The organism is Streptomyces sp. NPDC003032, from assembly GCF_053591415.1.
On record NZ_JBSFTT010000007.1, the window covers coordinates 189,900 to 211,415 of the forward strand.

A 21,516-nucleotide genomic window follows, 5' to 3' on the forward strand; every position below is an offset into this window, starting at 1 on the left:
TCCTCTCAGATCTCGATGCACGTACGCAGGGCGGTCCCGGTGCGCATCTGGTCCAGGGCCTCGTTGATCCCGGCCAGCCGCACACGGTGCGTGATCATGTTCTCCAGGTCGATGCGGCCCGCCTGCCAGAGCGCGATGGCCCTCTCGTACGACTGGAGGACGTCGCCCCCGCCGTACATGGAGGGCAGGATCCGCTTCTCGTCGAAGAACAGCTCGAACATGTTGAGCCGGAGGTGGTCGTCCATGGCCCCGGCGCCGACGACGCAGAGCGTGCCGCCGCGCCGCGTCGCCTCGTACGCCGTGCGGGCCGTGACCGATTTGCCGACGACCTCGAAGACGTAGTCGAACCCCTCGCCCGCCGTGATCCGCTGTTTGGCGTCGGCCAGTTCGTCGGGGGCGACGGCCTCCGTCGCGCCGAAACCCAGGGCGGCCTCGCGGCGCGAGGTGACCGGGTCGACGGCGACGATCTGCGCCGCGCCCTTGAGCCGGGCGCCCTGGATCGCGGAGATGCCGACGCCGCCGCAGCCGATGACGGCGACCGACGAACCGGCCGCCACGTCGGCGGTGTTGATGGCCGCGCCGAGCCCCGTGGTCACCCCGCAGCCGATCAGCGCCGCGATGTCGAAGGGCACCTCGTCCGGGATCGGCACGGCGCACCCGGCGTCGACCACGACCTCCTCGGTGAAGGTCCCCGTACCCGCGAAGCCGAAGACGTCGCCGCCGGCGCGCCGGAAGTTGGGGGTGCCCGCGTTCAGGAAACCGGCGAGGCAGAGCTGGGTCTGGCCGCGCTTGCAGGCGGGACAGGTCCCGCACGCGGGGAGCCAGCAGATCAGTACCCGATCACCTCGCGTCACGCCGGTCACACCGTCGCCGACGTCGACGATCTCGCCGGCGCCCTCGTGGCCCGGGACGAAGGGGGCGGGCTGCGGCAGCACGCCGTTCATCGCGGAGACGTCGGAGTGGCACAGGCCGGTGGCCCGGACCCGGATCCTCACCTTGCCCGGACCGAAGCCCAACGCCTCGACGTCGTCGAGGACTTCGAGCTTGTCCTGGCCTATCTCGTGCAGTACGGCTGCGCGCATGGCGTACGGCTCCTCTCGGCGTACGAACCGGACCAAATCGGGCGTACGGAATCGGCTTACGAAATCGGCTTACGAGGCTTCGGGCGCGGCGGTCGGAGCGGCTCAGGCGTGGTCGACGACGGTGTCGGCGAGGACCGGCGCGTCGTCCCGTTCGACCGCCGTGACCGTGGCCCGGACGCGGCCCTCGGTGCGCCACATGCGGATCCGCAGGGTCTCGCCGGGGAAGACGATCCCCGCGAAGCGCGTGCCGTAGCTCCGCACCCGGGACACGTCGCCGCCGAGCTGGGTGTCGACGACGGCCTTGAGCGTCATCCCGTACGTGCACAGGCCGTGCAGGATCGGTCGGTCGAAACCGGCGAGCTTCGCGAACCCGGGGTCGGCGTGCAGCGGGTTCCAGTCGCCGGAGAGGCGGTACAGCAGCGCCTGGTCCTCGCGGACGGGGCGCTCGACCTCCAGGTCGGGGTCGCCCTCGGGGGCGGGCAGGCGCGCGGAGGGGCCGCGGTCGCCGCCGAATCCGCCTTCGCCGCGTACGAAGATCTGGGCGTCGCTCGTCCACAGCGGGCCCTGGTCGTCGGCGGCCTCGGAGCGCAGGACGAGGACGGCGGCCTTGCCCTTGTCGTACACCGCGGCGACCTTGGACGTGTTGACGGCCTTGCCCGCGACGGGGATGGGGCGGTGCAGCGTGATGGTCTGGCCGCCGTGCAGCACCGCGGCCAGGTCCACCTCGATGCCGGGGGCCGAGAGGCCGCCGACGACACCCATGCCGGCGCCCGCGACGGTGGCGAAGCTGGGCAGGACGTGCAGCCCGGACTCCAGGGTGTAGCGCAGTTCGGCGGGGTCGGTGGCGGGCCGGCCCGCGCCGAGACCCAGGTGGTAGAGCTGGACGTCCTTGTGGTCCCAGGCGATCTCGGTGGACCGGGGTTCGGCGGCCATGGCCTTCGCGGCGTCAATGGGCATGGGTGGCGGCTCCTTGGGCCTTGGGCCGGCGGCAGAAGACCTCGGTGCGGCCGTCCGCACCGTCGACCGCACCGAGGTCGCAACAGGGCCGTTCTAGAACGCGTTCCAGTCCGGCGTCCCATGTATAGCCGAGGGCCGGGGAGTTGTGAAGCCCTACTGACAGCGCGTCAGCTCTGGGTGGCGGTGACCACAGAGGGCCGGGTGGTGACCACAGAGGGCCGGGTGGAGAAGCCGGGTAAAGAAGTAGCGGGCCGCGGTCCTCGCGGCCGACTATGGGCCGCATGAGCGACCAACCCGAGCGGTGGACCCAGGCGACCGTCTATCCCGACATGTGGGCCGACCCCGACGACGACCCCCGCAACAGCGAAGGGGGCAGCCCGGACGGGGAGCTGGCGACGCTCCAGGACTTCCTGTCGGGCTACCGCATGACCCTGCGGATGAAGTGCGAGGGCCTGGACGCGGAGCAGCTGGCCCGCCGGTCGGTTCCGCCGTCGACGATGTCGCTGCTGGGCCTGGTGCGGCACCTCGCCGAGACGGAACGCGACTGGCGCAACTGGATCGACGACGGTGACCCGCTGCCGAGGCTGTACGGCAAGAAGGACACGGACTTCCACGGAGCCGTCGCCGAGCAGGCCGTCGTCGACGCCGCGTACGCCGATCTGGCGCGCGAGCAGGCCGCGCTCGACGCCGCGCTCGCCGAGCATCCGGACCTGGGCGTGCGACTGGGGAAGGAAGGGATCTCGGTGCGGGAGCTGATGGTGCACAGGATCGAGGAGTACGCCCGTCACTGCGGTCACGCCGACCTGTTGCGCGAGTGCGTGGACGGGAGGGTGGGCCAGTGACGGGTTCGTTGGTCCTCGATCGCCGGACGGGCTCATCCTTCGCCGGACGGGTCCGTCCTCCGGCCCGGCATCCACAGGAGCAGCACCACCACGCCCGCCAGCAGGATGAACCCGCTTGTGCGGAACGCCATCGCGTAGCCGTCGGTCAGCGCCTGGCGTGACGCCGAGCCGTTCATCCGCGCGGCCGCCACCGTGGAGAGCACCGCGAGGCCGAGCGCGCCGCCCATCGTGCGGGAGGTGTTGATCAGGCCCGAGACGAGCCCGGCGTCACCGGGCCGCGCCCCGGACGTGGCCAGCGAGGCGAGCGGGGTCGTGGCGAGGCCCGCGCCGAACATCATCACGATGCCGGGCAGCATGATCGAGGTGACGTACGCCCCGTCGACGGTCATCGTCGACTGCCAGCCGAAGCCCGCGGCGGCCACCACGATGCCCAGCACGGAGACGTTCTTGGCGCCGATCACCGGCATCACGCGGGGCGCCAGCATCGAGCCGAGGACGATGGTGAGGGAGGACGGTATGAGGGCGAGGCCCGCCTTCAGCGGGGAGTAGCCGAGGACGTTCTGGGCGTACAGGGTCATGAACATCCACATGGCGAACATGCCGCCGCCGCACACGAACATCGCCGCGTTCGCCGCCGACACCGACCGCACCTTGAACAGCTTGAGCGGCATCAGCGGCACCTTCGTACGCGCCTCGACCACGAGGAAGGCCGCGAGCAGCGCGAGTCCGGCCGCCAGCGGTACCAGGGTCGCGGCCGCCGTCCAGCCCTTCTCCTCGGTCTGCACGATGCCGTACGCGAGGGTGGCGAGCCCGGCCGTGACGAGCACCGCGCCCGGTACGTCGAGGCGGCGCGCCTGCCCGGCCCTGCTCTCGGTGAGCCAGGCCATGCCCGCGACGATCACGAGGGCTCCGATCGGTACGTTGATCAGGAGCACCCAGCGCCAGGAGAGCAGGTCGGTGAGGACCCCGCCGACAAGACCGCCGGCCGCGCCGCCGCCCGCGCCGACCGCCGACCAGACGCCGATCACCCGTATCCGCGCCGGCCCCTCGGGCACCGCGGAGGTGAGGATCGTCAGGGTGGAAGGCGCGAGGACGGCGGCGCCGAGGCCCTGCACGGCGCGCGCCGCCAGGAGCTGCCACTCGGCCTGCGCGAGTCCGCCGCCGAGCGAGGCGACGGTGAAGAGGCCGAGCCCGAGCAGGAACATCCGCTTGCGTCCGAAGAGGTCACCGGCCCGTCCGCCGAGCAGCATGAAGCCCGCGAAGGCGATGGAGTAGGCGTTGACGACCCACTGGAGCCCGATGGCACTCATGCCGAGGTCGGCCCGCATCGACGGCAGTGCGGTGTTCACCACCGACACGTCGAGGACGACCAGGAACTGGCCCGCACAGGCGGCGAGGAGGACCGCCCACACCGGCGCGGACCTCTTCGGCGGGGCGGTGGTGGAGTCGGGGGTGTAAGTGGTGGAGGGCGTCTGGACCATGACAGCAATCCTCTCAAGCCCCGGCCACCGCATGCATCGGCATTTAGCGCCACGCCCCTGGGCCGAAGGGCCTAGGCCACAGTGCCCACGGGACCCCGCCCCCACGCGGGGCCCGGTAAGGGTGCTGATCGCGGGGATCCCCCCTACCGCCGCAGCACCGTCACCACCGCCGCGCCGCCAAGGCCGATGTTGTGCGCGAGGCCCACCCTCGCGTTCGCCACCTGGCGGGCGCCGGCCTCGTCGCGCAGTTGCCAGGTCAGCTCCGCGACCTGCGCGATGCCGGTCGCGCCGAGTGGGTGGCCCTTGGAGATCAGGCCGCCGGAGGGGTTGACCACCCAGCGGCCGCCGTACGTCGTCGCGCCGCTCTCGACGAGCTTGCCGGACTCGCCGGGCGCGCACATGCCGAGCGCCTCGTACGTCAGGAGTTCGTTGATGGAGAAGCAGTCGTGCAGCTCGATGACGTCCACGTCCTCGATGCCGAGCCCCGAGCCCTCGTACACCTGGCGCGCCGCCTCCCGCGACATCGGCTGCCCGACGGCGTCGACGCACGATCCGGACGCGAAGGACGCGCCGGTGTCGGTCGTCATGGCCTGGGCCGCGATCTCCACCGCGCGCCCCTCCAGGCCGTGGCGCTCCACGAAGCGCTCGGAGGCGACCACCGCCGCCGCCGAGCCGTCCGACGTCGGTGAGCACTGGAGTCTGGTGAGCGGCCGGTGGACGGTCTTGGCGGCGAGGACCTCGTCGACCGTGTACGCGTCCTGGAACTGGGCGTAGGGGTTGGCCGTGGAGTGCCGGTGGTTCTTGGCGCCGACCGCCGCGAGCTGCGCCTCCGTCGTGCCGTACTTCTCCATGTGCTCGCGGGCCGCGTTGCCGAAGATCTGCGCGGTGGGCGGGGTCGTCTCGAAGCCGTGCCGGGCGGCCATGATGCCGTAGTGGCGGGCGACCGGAGAGATTCTGAAGTCGCCTTCTCCGCCGCCGCCCAGCGAGCCGCGTGCCATCTTCTCGAAGCCGAGCGCCAGCACGCAGTCGTTGAGCCCGCCCTCGACGAACTGCCGCGCCATCATCAGCGCGGTCGACCCGGTCGCGCAGTTGTTGTTGACGTTGTAGACCGGGACCCCGGTCAGGCCGAGTTCGTAGACGGCGCGCTGCCCGGCGGTCGAGGGCTGGAAGCAGTAGCCGACAGGGACCTGCTCGATCTCGTCGTACGAGATTCCCGCGTCGTCCAGAGCCTTCGTGCCCGCCTCTCTCGCCATGTCCCAGTACTGCCACTCCCGCGTCTCGGGCTTCTCGAACCTGGTCATCCCGACGCCGACGATGTAGCTCTTCACGAAAGGCTCTCCTTCAGTCCCTGGGCAGGCCGAGGATCCGCTCGGCGACGACGTTGAGCTGCACCTGGGTGGTGCCGCCCGCGATGGTCAGACAGCGCGACATGAGGAAGCCGTGCAGCGCCCGCTCCCCCGGGCCCTCGCGGACCGCGCCCGCCGGGCCGAGCAGCTCCAGGGCCAGTTCGGCGACCTTCTGCTGGTGCGTGGTCTGGACGAGTTTGCGGACGGAGGCGCCCGCGCCCGGCTCCGCGCCCGCCACCTGCTGGATGGTGGTGCGCAGCCCCATGCAGGCGAGCGCGTGCGCCTCGGCGGCGAGCGCTCCGACGCGGGCGCGGTACGCGCCGTCGAGACCGCCGGCGCGCGCGATGAGCGCTTCGAGCCCGGTGTCGAAGGTGAGCTGGTCGGCCATGTGGACGCGTTCGTTGCCGAGTGTGTGGCGGGCCACGCGCCAGCCGTCGTCGACCTGTCCGACGACCGCGTCCTCGGGCAGGAGTACGTCGTCGAAGTACACCTCGTTGAAGAGGGAGTCCCCGGTGATCTCCTTGAGGGGGCGGATGTCGATGCCGGGCGTGTCGGTCATGTCGACGAGGAAGTACGTCAGCCCCTTGTGCTTGGGCGCCGACGGGTTCGTACGGGCGAGGAGGATGCCGTGGTCCGCCCACTGGGCGGCGCTCGTCCACACCTTCTGGCCGTTGACGAGCCATCCCCCGTCGACGCGCTCGGCCCTCGTGCGCAGGGACGCGAGGTCGGAGCCCGCGTCCGGCTCGCTGAAGAGCTGGCACCAGAGCAGCTCGCCGCGCAGGGTGGGCGCGAGGTAGCGCTCCTGCTGTGCCTCGGTGCCGTACGCGATGAGGGAGGGGATCACCCAGGTCGCGATGCCGAGATCGCTGAGCTTCACCCCGGCCGCCTGCGACTCCTCCTGAATGGCGAGCTGTTGGACGGGGCCCGCGCCCAGTCCGTACGGCTCGGGGAGGTGCGGGGCCGCGTAGCCGGTGGGGGCGAGCGCCTTGCGTGCCGCGGCCGGGTCGAGTCCGTGGGCCCGCGCGATCACCTGGCGGGCCTCGGCGCGGTACGCCCCCGCCTCCTCCGGCAGTTCCAGGCGCAGCCCGCGCCGCGCGCCACCCTCGGCGAGCCGCACGGCCCGTAGCCGGTGCACGTCACCCGCGCCGAGCAGCTGCCGCGCCACGACGGCCCTGCGCAGATAGAGGTGGGCGTCGTGCTCCCAGGTGAAGCCGGTGCCGCCGAGGATCTGTACGCAGTCCTTGGCGCAGGAGTACGCGGCGTCCAGGGCGGTGGCCGCGGCGAGCGCGGCGGTCAGGCCGCGCACCTCGTCCGGCAGGCCGGGCTCGTCGGCGGCGCGGGCCGCGTCCCAGGTCAGGGCGCGGGCCTGCTCGACGCGGACCAGCATGTCGGCGCAGAGGTGCTTGACGCCCTGGAACCGCCCGATGGGCCGCCCGAACTGTTCGCGCACCTTGGCGTGCTCGGCCGCGGTGTGCAGCGCCCACGCCGCGGTGCCGCAGGCGTCCGCGGCCAGCACGACGGCGGCCAGGTCGCGCACCGCCGCGCTGTCCACGGCGAGCGCCCGGTCCGCCGGCACCCGCGCGGCCCGTGCGCTCACCTCGGCGGTCGGGCGCGTCGGGTCGGCGCTGTCGTGCGTACGTATGGTCAGCGCGGCCGCGTCGACGGCGAGCCACACCGGGCCCGAGGCGGAGGCGGCGGCCAGGATCAGCAGGTCGGCGTCCGCGCCGGAGAGTACGGGTGGCGCGGTGCCGTCCACGACGTACCCGCCGGCGACGGAGACGGCGGTGAGCGTGCCCTCGGCGAGGGCGACGGCTCCGACGCGGGCGCCACCCGCCAGCTCGGCGGCCATCGCGTGGGCGCCCGCGCGGCGCAGCACCAGCGAGGCGAGCGAGCCGGCCACGAGCGGTCCGGGGAGCGCGGCCCGCGCCGCCTCTTCGAGGACGACCGCCAGATCGAGGCAATCACCGCCCCCGCCGCCGCACTCCTCCGGCAGGTGCGCGCCGAGCAGCCCCTGCTCGGCGAGGCCGTCCCAGTGGGCGGGGCGGCCGCCGCCGTCCCGGGGTCCGTCGAGCAGCTCGCGTGTCTCCTCCAGGGGTGCGGCGCGCGCGATCCAGCCGCGCACGGCCGACGCCAACTCCCGTTGCTCCGGAGTGATTCCGATCCCCATCGCGATCCCCATGCGCATCCTCGCCGGTAGCAGCTGCCGGGACCGCGACAGAGTAGAACACGTTTCAATTCGATGGAAGACTGACGGAAGGTCAGATACGGGGCGCCTTGCGGACGCGCCAGGGAGCGAGCACCGTCCCGGGTGATGGATCGGTTAACAGAAGGTCAAGAGTTCCCCTCGTACGACACCCGTCGGAATAGTCGCCCAGGGAAACAGGTTCGAGCTACACGTACTCCTGTCGACCACCCGCGCTCCCGCCGAGCCCGCATCCCGCCCCGGAGGCCCCACGCAATGTCGATGACGACGACCCACCCACGCGGCATACGCGGAGTCGTCCCCGTACTCGCCTTCTCCGGCATCGTCGTCGCGGTGATGCAGACACTGCTCGTGCCGGTCATCAAGGATCTGCCGACGCTGCTGGGCACCACCCCGTCGAACGCCACCTGGGTCATGACGTCGACCCTGCTCGCGGGCGCCGTCGCCACGCCGATCATGGGCCGCCTCGGGGATCTCTTCGGCAAGCGGAAGATGCTCCTCAGCAGCCTTGCCGTGATGGTCGTCGGCTCGCTGGTCTGCGGTTTCACCGACGATCTGATCGTGATGATCGTGGGCCGCGCGCTCCAGGGCTTCGCCATGGGCGCCATCCCGCTCGGCATCGGCCTGATGCGTGACGAGCTGCCCCGCGAGAAGCTCGGCTCGGCCATGGCCCTGATGAGCTCCTCCATCGGCGTCGGCGGCGGCCTCGCGCTGCCGCTCGCCGCGCTCACCGCGCAGCACGCCGACTGGCACGCGCTGTTCTTCGGCGCCGCGGGCCTCGGTGTCCTCGCGATGCTGCTGACCGTCGTCTTCGTGCCGGAGAGCCCGATGCGGGCCGAGGGCACCTTCGACGTGCTGGGCGCGCTCGGCCTCTCCGCCGGGCTCGTGCTGTTCCTGCTGCCGATCACCAAGGGCAGCGACTGGGGCTGGACCTCGGGCACCACGCTCGGTCTCTTCGCCGCCGCGGCCGTCGTCCTGATCCTGTGGGGCGTGATGGAGCTGCGCGTGAAGGCGCCGCTGGTGGACCTGCGCACCACGGCCCGCCGCCCGGTGCTCTTCACCAACCTCGCCTCGATCATGGTCGGTGTCGCCTTCTACGCCGTCTCGCTCGTCCTGCCGCAGCTGCTCCAGCTGCCGTCCGCGACCGGCTACGGCCTCGGCCAGTCGATGGTCGTCGCGGGCCTGTGCGTGATGCCGCTCGGCCTGACGATGATGTTCACGGCCCCCGTCTACGCCCGCCTCTCGGCCAAGTACGGCCCGAAGACCACCCTCATCCTCGGCATGGTCATCATCGCGGTCGGCTACGGCGCGGGCCTCGGCCTGATGAGCGCCGCCTGGCAGACCATCGTCATCTCGGTGGTCCTCGGCGCGGGCATCGGCCTCGCCTACTCCTCGCTGCCCGCGCTCATCATCGGCTCCGTCGACCCGTCCGAGACCGGCGCGGCCAACGGTCTCAACACCCTGATGCGCTCCATCGGCACCTCGGTGTCGTCCGCCGTGATCGGCATGGTCCTCGCCAACACCGCGGACCACGTCGGCGGGGCCGCCGTGCCCACCATGCACGGCTTCCGCGTCTCCTTCCTCATCGCCACCGGCGCGGTCGTCATCGGTCTGCTCTTCGCCCTGCTGCTGCCCTCCGCGCGCCGCTCCACCACCACGCAGCTGCGCGCGAGCAGCGAGGAGGACGCCAACCTGGAGCGCGCGACCAAGGCCCTCGCCGGCTTCCAGGGACAGGTGCACAGCGCCGACGGCGCCCCGCTGGTCCGCGCCAAGGTGACGCTGATCGACCGCCGCGGCAAGCAGGCGGGCGCCGCCCTCACCGACGACGAGGGCCGCTACGCCCTGGCCGTCCCCGCCGACGGCTCCTACGTCCTCGCGGCCACCGCCTCGGGCCACACGCCGCGCGCCTCGGCGGCGGCGTACCACGGGGACGAGCGGCCGGTGCGGGTCGACCTCGCCCTGTCCGGCTCCCGGGACAGCGGCGACGTACCGGCCTGACGTCCGCCCCCTTCTCCGCACCCCCGTCGCTCCGGTGGCGGGGGTGGCGTGCATCATGGGCGCCCATACCTGCGTACGACCTGGAGGAACCCCATGGCCACCGAGCTGGAGGAACCCATGGCCGCCGAGCCCGAGCCGGAGATCCTCGCCGCGTTCGAGGCCGCCAAGGGCTTCATGCCGCGCGGCGAGGGGCTCGCGCTGTACGCGGCCGCGACCGAGGCCGCCGCGCTTGGGTTGCCGCTCCTGGAGGTCGGCACGTACTGCGGCCGCTCCACGATCCTGCTCGCCGACGCGGCCCGGCGGGCCGGGGGCATCGCGATCACCGTGGACCACCACCGCGGCAGCGAGGAGCAGCAGCCGGGCTGGGAGTACCACGACCCCCAGACGGTCGATCCCGAGGTCGGCCGGATGGACACGCTGCCCACCTTCCGGCGCACCCTGCACCGGGCGGGCCTGGAGGACCACGTGATCGCGGTCGTCGGCCGCTCGCCGCAGGTGGCGAAGGCGTGGGGCGGTCCGCTCGGCCTGGTCTTCGTCGACGGCGGCCATACGGACGAACACGCCACCGCCGACTACGAGGGCTGGGCGCCGCACATCGCCGAGGGCGGGCTGCTCGTGATCCACGACGTGTTCCCGGACCCCGTCGACATCATGACTGGTCAGGCGCCGTACCGCGTCTACCTCAGGGCTCTGGCGTCCGGCGCGTTCACCGAGGTCTCAGCGGTCGACTCGCTGCGCGTGCTGCGGCGAACGGGAGCGGGGATCGGACCGCGCGGATAGGCTCGCTCTCGTGTCGTACGTAGGTCCGGAATTCGATCCCTCCCAGCCGCCCAAGCGCCGCCTCGGCCACCCGCTGACCGTGACGGTGGCCGCGCTGGTGCCCACGTTCCTTGCGGGCTGGCTGATCTACCAGGCGGCGGACGGCCCCGGCGGGAACGAACCGGCGAGATCCATGCCGGCGTCCCCGAGCGCCTCCGCCGAGCGGTCCACCCCTTCCGGAGCCGACTCCCCCTCCTCGGACTCCAACAAGGGGAAGGAGAAGGGGAAGGAAAAGGACAAGGACGGCAAGGACGGCAAGGGCGACGGCAACGATTCGAGTACGAAGCCGTCCACGCACCGGCCCGCCGCGAACGGCCCCCTCAAGGGCAAGGTCGTCGTCGTCGACCCCGGCCACAACACCGGCAACTTCAGCCACGCCAGCGAGATCAACCGCCAGGTCGACATCGGGACGAACCGCAAGGAGTGCGACACCACCGGCACGTCCACCAACGACGGCTACACGGAGGCGAAGTTCACCCTGGACGTCGCCCGCCGCCTGCGCACGCTGCTCGAGGAGCAGGGCGCCACGGTCAAGTTCACCCAGGACGGCGACCGCCCCTGGGGCCCGTGCGTCGACGAGCGCGCCCGGATCGGCAACGAGGCCAGGGCCGACGCGGTCGTCTCCATCCACGCCGACGGGTCGGGCGCGGGCAACCGCGGCTACCACGTGATCCTGCCCGCGAAGGTGAAGGGCGGCGCGGCCGACACCTCCGCGATCGTGGCGCCCTCCAAGGAGCTGGGCGAGCGCATCGCCGGAGCCTTCGTGGGCGCGACCGGAAGCGCCCCCTCCAACTACGTCGGCGGCGGCACCGGCCTCGACGTCCGCAGCGATCTCGGCGGCCTCAATCTGTCCACCGTTCCCAAGGTGTTCATCGAGTGCGGCAACATGCGGGACGCGAAGGACGCGGCGCTCCTGAAGAGCGACGTGTGGCGGCAGAAGGCGGCGCTGGGCATTTCTGAGGGAATCGGCGGATTCCTGCGGGGGTAACGCGTGAACGTCCTCGTATCAAGGCGTGCACGTCTTTATCCCGAGCAGACACCCCCTGTGTACGGACGATATTGTCCTCCCTACGATGAGGGGCCACCCCCGCGCTTCGCGCACCGCGACACGAACGCGACTACGGCGACAGCGACGCCTCCACTGACGAGACGACTGACGAAGGACCTGAAGTGAATTTCCGCTCCCTCACTCGAGGCGACGGCGTGGTGATCGGAGCAGCGGTGTTGCTCTTCATCGCCTCGTTCCTCAACACGCTGGACCCCGACGGCGCCGACAGCGACAAGTTCCCCAACGCCTGGGAGAACGGCAACCTGCTGATCAGCGTCTATCTGCTCGGCATCATCGGCGCGGCGCTCATCGTCATGGGCCGCGCGCTGCCGCAGCAGCGCAAGGTCGCGGGCCTGGACCTCGGCCAGCTCGGTGTGGCGTTCACCATCGCCGCCGCTCTCAGCTCGCTCGGCGCGATCTTCGACACCGACCAGTCGTACGGCTTCTACTTCGACATCGTCGGCGGCAACAGTGACTCCCCCGACGCCGGTGTGGGCCTCATCCTCGGCCTGATCGCCGCCCTGGTGCTCGCCGCCGCCGCGGTCGCCACGCAGCTCGTCCCGGCGCTGAAGGCCCCGCTCATGGGCGCCCCGCGTCCGGCCGCCCCGCAGCCCTACGGCGGCCAGCCGCAGGGTGGCTACGGCTACCCGGGCGCCGGTGCGGGCCAGCCGCAGCCGGGTGCTCCCTACGGCGGCCAGCCCGGCCAGCCGCAGGGGCAGTCCTTCGGCGGTCAGCCGCAGCCGCAGGCTGGGCAGACCCCGCCGCCCGCGCAGGCGCAGCCGGCCGGTGACTTCTCGCCGTTCTGGTTCGCCGTGCCGGTGCCGCGTCCGCTGTACGCGGAGGACGGCTCGCCCACGCCGATCGCCGAACTGGCGCCCGGCACCTGGTACTTGGCCGTAGAGCAGCGCGGCCCCGGCCTGGTGGCCCAGACGCAGGACGGCCGTCGTGGCGTGCTGCAGGACACCACGGGGATCCAGCGCGGCTAATCCCTCAAGGCACCTCGCGGCCCCTCGCCCTTCCGGGCGGGGGGCCGTTGTCGTACAGTCACCCAACACTTGACGTACCGTCAGTTCCGCTCCGGTGTCTGGGAGGGCGCATGCGGCTCGGGCTCGCACTCGGCTACTGGGGGCGCGGCCCCGACCCCGGGCATCTCGCCCTCGCCCAGGAGGCCGAGCGGCTCGGCTACGACTCGGTGTGGACCGCCGAGGCCTGGGGCTCGGACGCCTTCACCCCGCTGACCTGGATCGCCGCGCACACCTCACGGATCAAGCTGGGCACGGCCGTCGCGCAGATGGCGGCGCGCTCGCCGGTCACCACGGCCATGCACGCGCTCACGCTCGACCATCTCTCCGGCGGCCGGATGCTGCTCGGCCTCGGTCTTTCCGGGCCGCAGGTGGTGGAGGGCTGGTACGGGCGGCCCTTCCCGAAGTCACCGCTGACCGCGACACGGGAGTACGTCGACGTCGTCCGCCAAGTACTGCGCCGCGAGGGCCCGGTCGAGCTGACCGGCCGCTTCCACGCCCACCCCTACCGGGGCGAGGACGGCACCGGCCTCGGCAAGGCGCTCAAGCCGATCACCCATCCGCTGCGGGCGGATCTGCCGGTCCTGCTCGGCGCCGAGGGGCCCAGGAACATCGCGCAGACGACCCGGATCGCGGACGGCTGGCTGCCGCTGTACTGGTCGCCGACGCGCACGGACGTCTACGACGCCTCGCTCACCGGGCTGCGGGACGACTTCACGATCGCCCCGATGGCGCGGGCCAGGGTCTGCGACGACGTCGCCGAAGGTCTGCTGCCTGTCAAGGCCATGCTCGGCTTCTACATCGGCGGCATGGGGCACTCCGCCCGCAACTTCCACGCCGACCTGATGGCACGCATGGGGTACGAGGAGGAGGCGCGCCACATCCAGAAGCTGTTCGTCGCCGGGCGCAGGGAGGAGGCCGTGCTCGCCGTGCCCGACGCCTTCGCCGACGAGATCTCCCTGGTGGGGCCGCGCGAGCGCATCGCCGAGCGCCTGGAGCTGTGGCGCGCGGGCCCGGTCACCGACCTCCTGGTGCTCGCCCCGGACCCGCACACCCTGCGTGTCCTAGCCGAACTCAACTCCTAGACCCCGGCTAGCCCTTGCGCAGTTCGCCCGCCGAGGGCACCTTGTCCTTGACCTCCGCGCCCGCGCTGCTGCCCGCGCCCTTGACGTCCTTGATGATGTCCTCGAAGGAGTTCACGACCGAGTCCGTCCCCTCGCCCTTGCGGAGCTTGGACGGCAGGTCCTTCAGCGCGTCGATGCCGGCCGTGAGCGGCGCCACGGCCTTGGAGAGCGTCGGGTCGCCCTTCGCGTTCTTCGTCGCCGCCTTCAGCCTGTTGTACGTGAACGCGCCCGCGAGGCCCGCCTTGACCAGGGCGACCTTCCGGCCGCTCGCGCCCTTCTTGAACTTGCCCTCGCGGAACGGCTTCACGATCCACTGATACGTCGCCCCGGCGGCGAGCCCCGCGTTCGCGACGAACCGTGTCTTGGCGAACTTCTGCTTCTCGGCGCTGCTGCTGGGGGACGGCGCGGCGGCCTTGGTCTCCTTGCCGTCGTTGCCGCAGGCCGTCGCGCCGACGAGCAGGGTGCAGCACAGGGTGAGGGAGACTCCGGCACGGCGGACGGGTACGGAGCTGAGCACGGCAGCGGCCTCCAGAGGTGAGCGGTCCTCCGGGCAGCCTCGCCCCGGCCGCCGGGTGCCGCCACCGGGGCGGGCCCGTCCGGGTTTCACCGGCCGGGAGCCCGGTACCCGGCCGGCATGTCCCCCGGTCGACGCACACGCGGCAACAGCGCAGCGCAGATCATCATGGTCATCGCGGATGTCATGGCCCTGATCCTCGGGCTGTGGATCCTGATGTACCTCTTGGACGCCAATCGCGCCAACGACCTCGTCCAGTTCGTCCATGACGTGGCCCGGTGGCTCGCGGGGTGGTCCCACGACCTGTTCACCTTCGACGCGGCCTGGGCCAGGGTCGTCGCGGGCTACGGCCTCGCGGCGGTCGTGTACCTGCTCGTCGGCCACGCGGTCGCGGGCCGCCTGCGCCGGTACTGAGGCGCCCGCCGCACCCCGCCGCTACCGCGGCGCCCCGCAGCACTCGGGGTCGAGGCCCCGCGGCAGGTGCTCGCCGGAGAAGACCGCGCAGGTCGCCTCGTCGCCGCCGAGCGCCGCCACGGCCAGGAGCAGCGAGCCCGCCGTCCAGGTGGTCAGCTCCTCGGGCCACACGGCCTTGTCGTCGAAGACATAGCCCGTCCAGTACAGGCCGCTGCGCGGATCGCGCAGGTGCTGGATGGACTGGAGGATCTCCAGGGCGCGGTCCGACTCCCCCACCATCCACAGGGCGAGGGCGAGTTCGGCGCTCTCGCCGCCGGTGACCCAGGGGTTGGGCACCACGCAGCGCACGCCGAGGTCCGGCACCACGAAGCGGTCCCAGCCCTCCTCGATACGGGCCTTGGCCTCCTCGCCGCTCAGCGCGCCGCCGAGGACCGGGTAGTACCAGTCCATCGAGTAGCGGCCCTTGTCGAGGAAGCGCTCGGGGTGGCGGCGGACCGCGTGCGCGAGGGCGCCGGCCGCCAGCTCCCAGTCGGGCTGCGGCTCTCCGCGCTGCTCGGCGACGGCGAGGGCGCAGCGCAGCGCCTGGTGGATCGAGGACGAGCCGGTGAGCAGCGCGTCGGTGACCGGTGTGCCGTCGGGCTCCCGCTTCCAGCCGATCTGCCCGCCGGGCTGCTGGAGCGCGAGGACGAACTCGACGGCGGCGACCACGGTGGGCCACATGCGGTCCAGGAACGCCTCGTCGCCGGTGGCGAGGTAGTGGTGCCAGACGCCGACGGCGATGTACGCGCAGAAGTTGGTCTCGCGGCCGCGGTCGGTGACGTCGTGCGGGTCCCCGTCGGCGTACGCCGCGTACCAGGAGCCGTCCGGGTTCTGGTGCCGGGCCAGCCAGTCGTAGGCGCGCCCGGCGGCCGCGTGCTCGCCCGCCGCGTCCAGGGCCATGGCGGCCTCGGTGTGGTCCCACGGGTCGAGGTGGTGGCCGCGGAACCACGGGATGGCGCCGTCCTCGCGCTGGACGGCGAGGATGCCGCGTACCGTCGCCGTGGCCTGATCGGCCGTCAGGACGCCGGGCAGGACGAGGTGTTCGGTCCGCTCCGGGCTCGTCACTTGGCGGCCACCGCGGCGTCGGCGGTGGCGTCGGCCGTGGCCTTCGGGAGGTGCGGCTTGGTCGCGTACGCCACGAAGCTCTTGCCGACGACGGGGTTGAGCAGCCGCTCGGCCACCCGGGTGGCGCGGGGCTTCTTCATGATGTCCCAGACGAGCAGCTTGTGGTAGGCGCGCACGGGCAGCGCCTTGTCGTTGTCGACGCCGAACGCGCACTTCAGCCACCAGTACGGGGAGTGCAGCGCGTGCGCGTGATGGGTGCCGTACGGTTTGAGGCCGGACTCCCGCATCCTGTCCAGGAGTTCGTCGGCCTTGTAGATGCGGATGTGGCCGCCCTCGACCTCGTGGTAGGCGTCGGAGAGGGCCCAGCAGACCTTCTCGGGGCCGTAGCGCGGGACGGTGACGGCGATGCGGCCGCCGGGCTTCAGCACGCGCACCATCTCGGCGAGGACGCCCTTGTCGTCGGGGATGTGCTCCATGACCTCGGAGATGATCACGACGTCGAACGACGCGTCGGGGAAGGGCAGGTTGAGCGCGTCGCCCTCCATGGCGGTGGCCGTGGCCCCCGCCGGGGCCTCGCCCGCCTCCTCCATCGCGGCGAACCACTTCGCGACCTCGCGGATCTCCTCGGCGTTCCGGTCGAGGGCCACCACCTGGGCACCACGCCGGTAACACTCGAAGGCGTGCCGGCCCGCGCCGCACCCCAGATCGAGGACGCGGTCGCCCGCGGCGAGCGGGAAGCGGGTGAAGTCGACGGTCAGCACGTGGCCCTGCCTTCGAGGTCGTGAGCGGCGGTTGTTCCGGCAGCGGAGGGGCCGGGGGGCGTGCCCGCGGAGCGGCCGGAGGCCGTGCCCGCGAGGGAGTCGGGAGCCGTGCCCGCAGAGCGGCCGGAGGCCGTGCCCGCAGAGCGGCCGGAGGCCGTGCCCGCGGAAGGGCCGGAGGCCGTGCCCGCGGAAGGGCCGGAGGCCGTGCCCGCGGAAGGGCCGGGAGCCACACCCGCAGAACGGCCGGAGGCCGTGCCCGCGGAAGGGCCGGGAGCCACACCCGCAGCGCGGCCGGAGGCCGTGCCCGCAGCGCGGCCAGAAGTCGTGCCCGCGGCGCGGGCCATGGCGGCGCGGTAGCGGTCGGCCGTTCCCTTGGCGGCCTGCGCCCAGGTGAACTTCCTCAGTACCCGCTCACGGCCCGCGTGGCCCAGGCGCGCCCGCAGCTCGCGGTCGCCGAGGAGCCGCTTCAGGCCCAGCGCCAGCGCCCCCGCGTCGCCCGGCGGCACCGCGAGGCAGGTCTCGCCGTCGGGGCCCGCGACCTCCGGGATCGCGCCGCCGGTGGTCGCGAGGAGCGGCGTGCCCGTCGCCATCGCCTCGGCCGCGGGAAGGGAGAACCCCTCGTACAGCGACGGGACGCAGGCGACCTGCGCCGAGCGGACGAGGTCGACCAGCTCGGCGTCGGTGATGCCCTTGACGAACTCGACGGAGCCTTCGAGGCCGTGGCGCTCGATGGCCCGCGCGACGGGCCCGTCCTCGGCGCGCCTGCCGACGACGACGAGGTGGGCGCCGGGGTGCTCGGCGCGGACCTCGGCGAGCGCCTCGACGAGGTGGACCAGGCCCTTGAGCGGCACGTCGGCGCTGGACGTCGTGACGATCCGGCCGGGCACCTCGGGCACGGCCGGGTCGGGTGAGAAGAGGCCGGTGTCGGCGCCGATGTGGACGACGTCGATGCGGTCCGCGCGCACCCCGAGGTGGTCGATGATCTCCTGGCGGGAGGTGCCGGAGACGGTCAGGACCGACGGGAGGCGGCGCGCGACGCGCTTCTGCATGCGCGTGAACGCGTACCAGCGGCGGACGGACATACGGCGCTTGAAGTCGGGCGCGGCGTCCAGCTCCAGCTGCCGGTCGACGGTGATGGGGTGGTGGACCGTGGTGACCAGGGGTGCACCGAGGTCGCCCAACAGGCCGTACCCGAGGGTCTGGTTGTCGTGTACGACGTCGAAGTCTCCGCGCCGGGCACGCAGATGGCGCCGGGCCCGCAGGCTGAACGTGGCGGGCTCCGGGAAGCCGCCGGTCCACATGGTCGCCACTTCGAGGGCGTCGACCCAGTCGCGGTACTCGTCGCGCCTCGGCGTGCGGAAGGGGTCCGGCGAGCGGTAGAGGTCCAGGCTCGGCAGCTCGGTGAGCTTGAGGCCTTCGAGCCCCTCGCCCTCGTCGAGGACGGGGTAGGGCTGGGAGCCGATCACTTCGACGCTGTGGCCGAGCCGGGCGAGCTCGCGGGAGAGATGACGTACGTAGACGCCCTGTCCCCCGCAGAACGGGTTCCCCTTGTACGTGAGGAGGGCGATGCGCAACGGACGGTCGCCGTCGGCGTCGGAACCCTTCCGGGGACCCGCCTCCATGGCCTCAGCGGTCACTCTCGGCCCCCTTCTCCGTGCAGTTGTCCGCGAGGTTACGCCGGGACGGTAATCTAGAACAAGTTTCAGACTTGATCGCTGGACGAGCTTTGAATCTACCGGCAGGTAGGCGAGGTGTAAGGCCCGGATCAGGTGATTCGCGCCACGACGGGCTCCCTGCCATGCTGTGCGATCTCGTGAGGCGTTTTCCAAAGGGGCATCTACATGACAGCGGAAGCCAAGGCGGCGAGCCCTGCGACGCCGGCCCTCACCGAGCGCCAGGAGGCGCGCCGCCGCCGCATCCTGCACGCCAGCGCCCAACTGGCCAGCCGCGGCGGTTTCGACGCGGTGCAGATGCGCGAGGTCGCCGAGGCCGCCGGGGTCGCCCTCGGCACGCTCTACCGCTACTTCCCCTCCAAGGTGCATCTGCTGGTCGCCACCATGCAGGACCAGCTCCAGCACATGCACACGACGATCCGCAAGCGCCCGCCGGCCGGCGAGACGCCCGCGGAGCGGGTCGCCGAGACGCTGATGCGGGCCTTCCGCGCGCTGCAGCGCGAGCCGCACCTGGCGGACGCGATGGTGCGGGCCCTGACCTTCGCCGACCGCTCGGTGAGCCCGGAGGTCGACACGGTCTCGCGCCTGACGACGGCGATCATCCTGGACGCGATGGGGCTGACCGAGCCGCCGACCGCCCGGCAGCTCTCCGCCGTGCGGGTCATCGAGCACACCTGGCACTCGGCGCTGATCACGTGGCTGTCGGGGCGGGCGTCCATCGCCCAGGTGAAGATCGACATCGAGACCGTCTGCCGCCTCATCGATCTGACGGCAGGCCCCCGGGCGTAAGGCGCGGGCGTCTGTTCGCCGTGCCTCAGTCCTCCGGTGGGAAGACCACCTCCCCGCTGTGCGCCAGCGTGATGGTGATCGCCTCGACCGGGCAGCCCTCGGCGGCTTCCAGCACCTGCTCGTTGGCGTCGCCCTCGGGGACGGTGGGGTGCGACTGCCGGGCGGTGTCCAGCGTGAAGCCGCCGGGCGCGGTGAGCGCGCACATGCCCGAGCCGATGCAGACCGACCGGTCGACCTCGACGTGCCAGCGGTCGCCCATCAGGCACCGGCCCCTTCGTAGCCGGCCGGGAGGTGGATCATCTTGTGCTCGAAGTACTCGCCGTACCCCTCGGGCCCGAACTCGCGTCCCAGGCCGGAGTTCTTGTAGCCGCCGAAGGGTCCGAGCATGTCGAGGCTGAAGGTGTTCACGGAGTACGTGCCCGTGCGCACCCGGCGCGCGATGTCGATGCCGCGCTCGACGTCGGCGGTCCAGACGCTGCCGCTGAGGCCGTAGTCGGAGTCGTTGGCGATCTGTACGGCCTCGGTCTCGTCGCCGTACGGCAGCAGGCAGATGACGGGGCCGAAGATCTCCTCGCGGGCGATACGCATCGAGTTGTCGACGCCGCCGAAGAGGGTCGGCTCGACGTACCAGCCCTGGTCGAGGCCGGCGGGGCGGCCGCCGCCCGCGAGGATCTTGGCGCCCTCCTCCTGGCCGATGCGGATGTAGTCCAGGGAGCGCTGCTGCTGACGCCTGGCGACGAGCGGCCCGAGTTCGGTGGCGGGGTCCATGGGGTCGCCGACCTTCAGCGCGGACGCGGCGGCGGAGAAGGCATCGGCGAACTCGTCGTAGCGGGTGCGGGGCACGAGGATGCGGGTCTGCGCCACGCACGCCTGGCCGTTGATCATCCAGGCGAACGGCACGATGCCCGCCACCGCGCTCGCCGCGTCGGCGTCGGGGAGGATCACCGCGGCGGACTTGCCGCCCAGCTCCAGGGTGACGCGGGTGAGGTTGCGGGCCGCGACCTCCATGACGCGCTTGCCCGCGCCGACGGAGCCGGTGAAGGAGACCTTGTCGACGCCGGGGTGCCCGACGAGGTACTCGCTGACCTCGCGGTCGGCGGAGATGATCGAGAGCACGCCCTCCGGAAGGCCCGCCTCCGCGGCCAGCTCGGCCAGGATGTACGCGTCGAGCGGCGCCTCGGGCGAGGTCTTCAGGACCACCGGGCACCCCGCGAGCAGCGCGGGGGCGAGCTTGGCGGCGGCGGTGAACTGCGGGACGTTCCAGGGGATGACGGCCGCGACGACGCCCATCGGCTCACGGCGCACGAGCAGCTTTCCGAGGACTCCGTCGCGCGTCTCCTCGTAACGGAAGTCGCGGGCGACGGTGATCGCCGCGTCCCACACCATCATCGCGGCGAGGGCCTGCACCATCACGCTGGAGGTGTACGGGGTGCCGTTCTCGGAGCTGATGACGCGGGCGATCTCCTCGTGGCGTACCGCGAAGCCGTCCTTGATCTTGGTGATGACCTCGATCCGCTCGTCCAGGGTCATCCGTGGCCAGGGCCCGTGGTCGAACGCCTTGCGCGCGGTGGCGACGGCGCGGTCCACGTCGGCGGGGGCCGCGTGCGGCACACGGGCGAAGACCTCGCCGGTGTGCGGGGAGACGACGTCGATGACGCCCTTGCCGAGCGGGTCCACCAACTCCCCGCCGATGAACAGCTGTCCGTGTTCCACGAGCTCCGTCATGGCTGACTGCCTCCTGCGGGGCGCCTTCTGACTCCGTCTGGGACCGTTCGGACCGTTCCCGGAACTGATACCAGTTCTACTTCCAGGAGTCCACGGTGGCGTCAGATCCCCCGGTGAGCGACCCCGGTGAGCAGGGCGGACGCCGCCAACGCCCCGAAGAGCAGCGGCGCTTGGAGCGCGTACACGCGGGCGCGCAGATGGGTGAGGACGGCGCCCGTGAAGAAGAGGACGAGGCCGGCCCCGGCGGCCACGCCGATCAGCGGCACGGCGAGACCCGCCAGGAGACCCGCCGCGCCCGCCAGCTTGGCGTGCGCCAGCGGGAACAGCCAGGGACGCGGCACGTCCACCCGGTCCATGTTGGCGAGCACCGCGGGATGACGGACGTAGTCCATGACGGCCGCGAAGACATTGGCCAGGACGGCCAGCACGGTACAGATGACATGGGCGATGAACACGGTCGGCTCCTTGCGGTTCTCGGATGTACGCCCCTACGACGACGCGGCGGCCGAGAAGGTGACCGTGACACGGCCGCTCGCGCCAACCCGCGCGAGAACCGGTGGACTTGGGCGACCATTGAAACTAGTTCTAGTTATAGTGAGGGCACCCGGCGACGA

General features: G+C 72.1%; 20 protein-coding genes. 8 read left to right on the forward strand and 12 right to left on the reverse strand.

Annotated elements, in window-relative coordinates; all coding sequences use genetic code 11:
* Positions 1–5: 5 nt before the first annotated feature.
* Together ACWDZ7_RS12665 and ACWDZ7_RS12670 are read right to left on the reverse strand one after the other, a co-directional pair.
* The gene (locus tag ACWDZ7_RS12665; RefSeq protein ID WP_451796671.1) at positions 6–1,082 is read right to left on the reverse strand and encodes a Zn-dependent alcohol dehydrogenase; all 1,077 of its coding nucleotides are present in this window, start codon (positions 1,080–1,082) and stop codon (positions 6–8) included.
* 102 nt (positions 1,083–1,184) lie between these two features.
* Positions 1,185–2,039 carry a MaoC/PaaZ C-terminal domain-containing protein gene (locus ACWDZ7_RS12670; RefSeq protein ID WP_451796672.1) on the reverse strand — a complete coding sequence of 285 codons (855 nt, stop codon included), beginning with the start codon at positions 2,037–2,039 and terminating at the stop codon, positions 1,185–1,187.
* 272 nt (positions 2,040–2,311) lie between these two features.
* Here ACWDZ7_RS12670 and ACWDZ7_RS12675 point away from each other — a divergent pair, with 272 nt between their 5' ends.
* Positions 2,312–2,881: a DinB family protein gene (locus ACWDZ7_RS12675; RefSeq protein ID WP_451796673.1), complete on the forward strand. Its 570-nt coding sequence runs from the start codon at positions 2,312–2,314 to the stop codon at positions 2,879–2,881.
* 32 nt (positions 2,882–2,913) lie between these two features.
* On the opposite strand, the gene ACWDZ7_RS12680 is transcribed toward ACWDZ7_RS12675, so the two are convergent.
* The 3 genes from ACWDZ7_RS12680 to ACWDZ7_RS12690 all read right to left on the reverse strand — a co-directional run bounded on the left by ACWDZ7_RS12680 (position 2,914) and on the right by ACWDZ7_RS12690 (position 7,875).
* Positions 2,914–4,362 carry an MFS transporter gene (locus ACWDZ7_RS12680; protein WP_451796674.1) on the reverse strand — a complete coding sequence of 483 codons (1,449 nt, stop codon included), beginning with the start codon at positions 4,360–4,362 and terminating at the stop codon, positions 2,914–2,916.
* A gap of 143 nt (positions 4,363–4,505) precedes the next feature.
* On the reverse strand, positions 4,506–5,690 hold the full coding sequence (locus ACWDZ7_RS12685; RefSeq protein WP_451796675.1) for a lipid-transfer protein: 1,185 nt from the start codon (positions 5,688–5,690) through the stop codon (positions 4,506–4,508).
* A 13-nt stretch (positions 5,691–5,703) separates the two neighbouring features.
* A complete protein-coding gene (locus ACWDZ7_RS12690; RefSeq protein WP_451796676.1) occupies positions 5,704–7,875 on the reverse strand; it encodes an acyl-CoA dehydrogenase in 2,172 nt (723 codons plus the stop codon).
* Between the two features lie 291 nt (positions 7,876–8,166).
* Here ACWDZ7_RS12690 and ACWDZ7_RS12695 point away from each other — a divergent pair, with 291 nt between their 5' ends.
* From ACWDZ7_RS12695 to ACWDZ7_RS12715, 5 genes are all read left to right on the forward strand, one after another.
* The gene (locus ACWDZ7_RS12695) at positions 8,167–9,909 is read left to right on the forward strand and encodes an MFS transporter (RefSeq protein ID WP_451796677.1); all 1,743 of its coding nucleotides are present in this window, start codon (positions 8,167–8,169) and stop codon (positions 9,907–9,909) included.
* A 117-nt stretch (positions 9,910–10,026) separates the two neighbouring features.
* Entirely contained in the window at positions 10,027–10,689 is a 663-nt protein-coding gene (locus tag ACWDZ7_RS12700) for a class I SAM-dependent methyltransferase (RefSeq protein ID WP_451796791.1), read from the forward strand.
* A 10-nt stretch (positions 10,690–10,699) separates the two neighbouring features.
* Positions 10,700–11,716, forward strand: a complete 1,017-nt coding sequence (locus tag ACWDZ7_RS12705) for an N-acetylmuramoyl-L-alanine amidase (RefSeq protein ID WP_451796678.1) — start codon at positions 10,700–10,702, stop codon at positions 11,714–11,716.
* A gap of 182 nt (positions 11,717–11,898) precedes the next feature.
* Positions 11,899–12,762: a hypothetical protein gene (locus tag ACWDZ7_RS12710; RefSeq protein WP_451514596.1), complete on the forward strand. Its 864-nt coding sequence runs from the start codon at positions 11,899–11,901 to the stop codon at positions 12,760–12,762.
* A 110-nt stretch (positions 12,763–12,872) separates the two neighbouring features.
* Entirely contained in the window at positions 12,873–13,883 is a 1,011-nt protein-coding gene (locus ACWDZ7_RS12715; RefSeq protein WP_451796679.1) for an LLM class F420-dependent oxidoreductase, read from the forward strand.
* A 7-nt stretch (positions 13,884–13,890) separates the two neighbouring features.
* Here the strand turns inward: ACWDZ7_RS12715 and ACWDZ7_RS12720 are convergent, their stop codons facing one another.
* Positions 13,891–14,439 carry a hypothetical protein gene (locus tag ACWDZ7_RS12720; RefSeq protein ID WP_451796680.1) on the reverse strand — a complete coding sequence of 183 codons (549 nt, stop codon included), beginning with the start codon at positions 14,437–14,439 and terminating at the stop codon, positions 13,891–13,893.
* A 117-nt stretch (positions 14,440–14,556) separates the two neighbouring features.
* Between ACWDZ7_RS12720 and ACWDZ7_RS12725 the strand changes: the two genes are divergently transcribed.
* Complete coding sequence (locus tag ACWDZ7_RS12725; protein WP_451514599.1) at positions 14,557–14,850, forward strand: hypothetical protein; 294 nt, start codon at positions 14,557–14,559, stop codon at positions 14,848–14,850.
* Positions 14,851–14,871: 21 nt separating this feature from the next.
* Here ACWDZ7_RS12725 and ACWDZ7_RS12730 read toward each other — a convergent pair whose 3' ends face one another.
* From ACWDZ7_RS12730 to ACWDZ7_RS12740, 3 genes are read right to left on the reverse strand one after another with little or no spacing between them, the layout of a single operon-like run.
* Positions 14,872–15,954 (reverse strand): prenyltransferase, encoded by a 1,083-nt coding sequence (locus ACWDZ7_RS12730; RefSeq protein ID WP_451796681.1) that lies wholly within the window; start codon positions 15,952–15,954, stop codon positions 14,872–14,874.
* On the reverse strand, positions 15,951–16,715 hold the full coding sequence (locus ACWDZ7_RS12735) for a methyltransferase domain-containing protein (protein WP_451796682.1): 765 nt from the start codon (positions 16,713–16,715) through the stop codon (positions 15,951–15,953). Before ACWDZ7_RS12735 ends, ACWDZ7_RS12730 begins: the two co-directional genes overlap by 4 nt.
* On the reverse strand, positions 16,709–18,352 hold the full coding sequence (locus ACWDZ7_RS12740; RefSeq protein ID WP_451796683.1) for a glycosyltransferase: 1,644 nt from the start codon (positions 18,350–18,352) through the stop codon (positions 16,709–16,711). Before ACWDZ7_RS12740 ends, ACWDZ7_RS12735 begins: the two co-directional genes overlap by 7 nt.
* 204 nt (positions 18,353–18,556) lie before the next feature.
* Here ACWDZ7_RS12740 and ACWDZ7_RS12745 point away from each other — a divergent pair, with 204 nt between their 5' ends.
* A complete protein-coding gene (locus ACWDZ7_RS12745) occupies positions 18,557–19,177 on the forward strand; it encodes a TetR family transcriptional regulator (protein WP_451796684.1) in 621 nt (206 codons plus the stop codon).
* Between the two features lie 25 nt (positions 19,178–19,202).
* On the opposite strand, the gene ACWDZ7_RS12750 is transcribed toward ACWDZ7_RS12745, so the two are convergent.
* From ACWDZ7_RS12750 to ACWDZ7_RS12760, 3 genes are all read right to left on the reverse strand, one after another.
* Positions 19,203–19,436 carry a ferredoxin gene (locus tag ACWDZ7_RS12750; RefSeq protein ID WP_451796685.1) on the reverse strand — a complete coding sequence of 78 codons (234 nt, stop codon included), beginning with the start codon at positions 19,434–19,436 and terminating at the stop codon, positions 19,203–19,205.
* Entirely contained in the window at positions 19,436–20,902 is a 1,467-nt protein-coding gene (locus tag ACWDZ7_RS12755; RefSeq protein ID WP_451796686.1) for an aldehyde dehydrogenase, read from the reverse strand. The genes ACWDZ7_RS12750 and ACWDZ7_RS12755 overlap by 1 nt, the downstream gene beginning before the upstream one ends.
* A gap of 101 nt (positions 20,903–21,003) precedes the next feature.
* Complete coding sequence (locus ACWDZ7_RS12760; protein ID WP_451514606.1) at positions 21,004–21,357, reverse strand: DoxX family protein; 354 nt, start codon at positions 21,355–21,357, stop codon at positions 21,004–21,006.
* Positions 21,358–21,516 lie beyond the last annotated feature (159 nt).

What these genes read in the sequence shown, in the direction of transcription:
- ACWDZ7_RS12665 (WP_451796671.1), bottom strand. Translation starts at nt 1,082, where the DNA reads ATGCGCGCAGCCGTACTGCACGAGATAGGCCAGGACAAGCTCGAAGTC.
- ACWDZ7_RS12670 (WP_451796672.1), bottom strand. Translation starts at nt 2,039, where the DNA reads ATGCCCATTGACGCCGCGAAGGCCATGGCCGCCGAACCCCGGTCCACC.
- ACWDZ7_RS12675 (WP_451796673.1), top strand. Translation starts at nt 2,312, where the DNA reads ATGGGCCGCATGAGCGACCAACCCGAGCGGTGGACCCAGGCGACCGTC.
- ACWDZ7_RS12680 (WP_451796674.1), bottom strand. Translation starts at nt 4,362, where the DNA reads ATGGTCCAGACGCCCTCCACCACTTACACCCCCGACTCCACCACCGCC.
- ACWDZ7_RS12690 (WP_451796676.1), bottom strand. Translation starts at nt 7,875, where the DNA reads ATGGGGATCGGAATCACTCCGGAGCAACGGGAGTTGGCGTCGGCCGTG.
- ACWDZ7_RS12695 (WP_451796677.1), top strand. Translation starts at nt 8,167, where the DNA reads ATGTCGATGACGACGACCCACCCACGCGGCATACGCGGAGTCGTCCCC.
- ACWDZ7_RS12700 (WP_451796791.1), top strand. Translation starts at nt 10,027, where the DNA reads ATGGCCGCCGAGCCCGAGCCGGAGATCCTCGCCGCGTTCGAGGCCGCC.
- ACWDZ7_RS12715 (WP_451796679.1), top strand. Translation starts at nt 12,873, where the DNA reads ATGCGGCTCGGGCTCGCACTCGGCTACTGGGGGCGCGGCCCCGACCCC.
- ACWDZ7_RS12725 (WP_451514599.1), top strand. Translation starts at nt 14,557, where the DNA reads ATGTCCCCCGGTCGACGCACACGCGGCAACAGCGCAGCGCAGATCATC.
- ACWDZ7_RS12745 (WP_451796684.1), top strand. Translation starts at nt 18,557, where the DNA reads ATGACAGCGGAAGCCAAGGCGGCGAGCCCTGCGACGCCGGCCCTCACC.
- ACWDZ7_RS12750 (WP_451796685.1), bottom strand. Translation starts at nt 19,436, where the DNA reads ATGGGCGACCGCTGGCACGTCGAGGTCGACCGGTCGGTCTGCATCGGC.
- ACWDZ7_RS12755 (WP_451796686.1), bottom strand. Translation starts at nt 20,902, where the DNA reads ATGACGGAGCTCGTGGAACACGGACAGCTGTTCATCGGCGGGGAGTTG.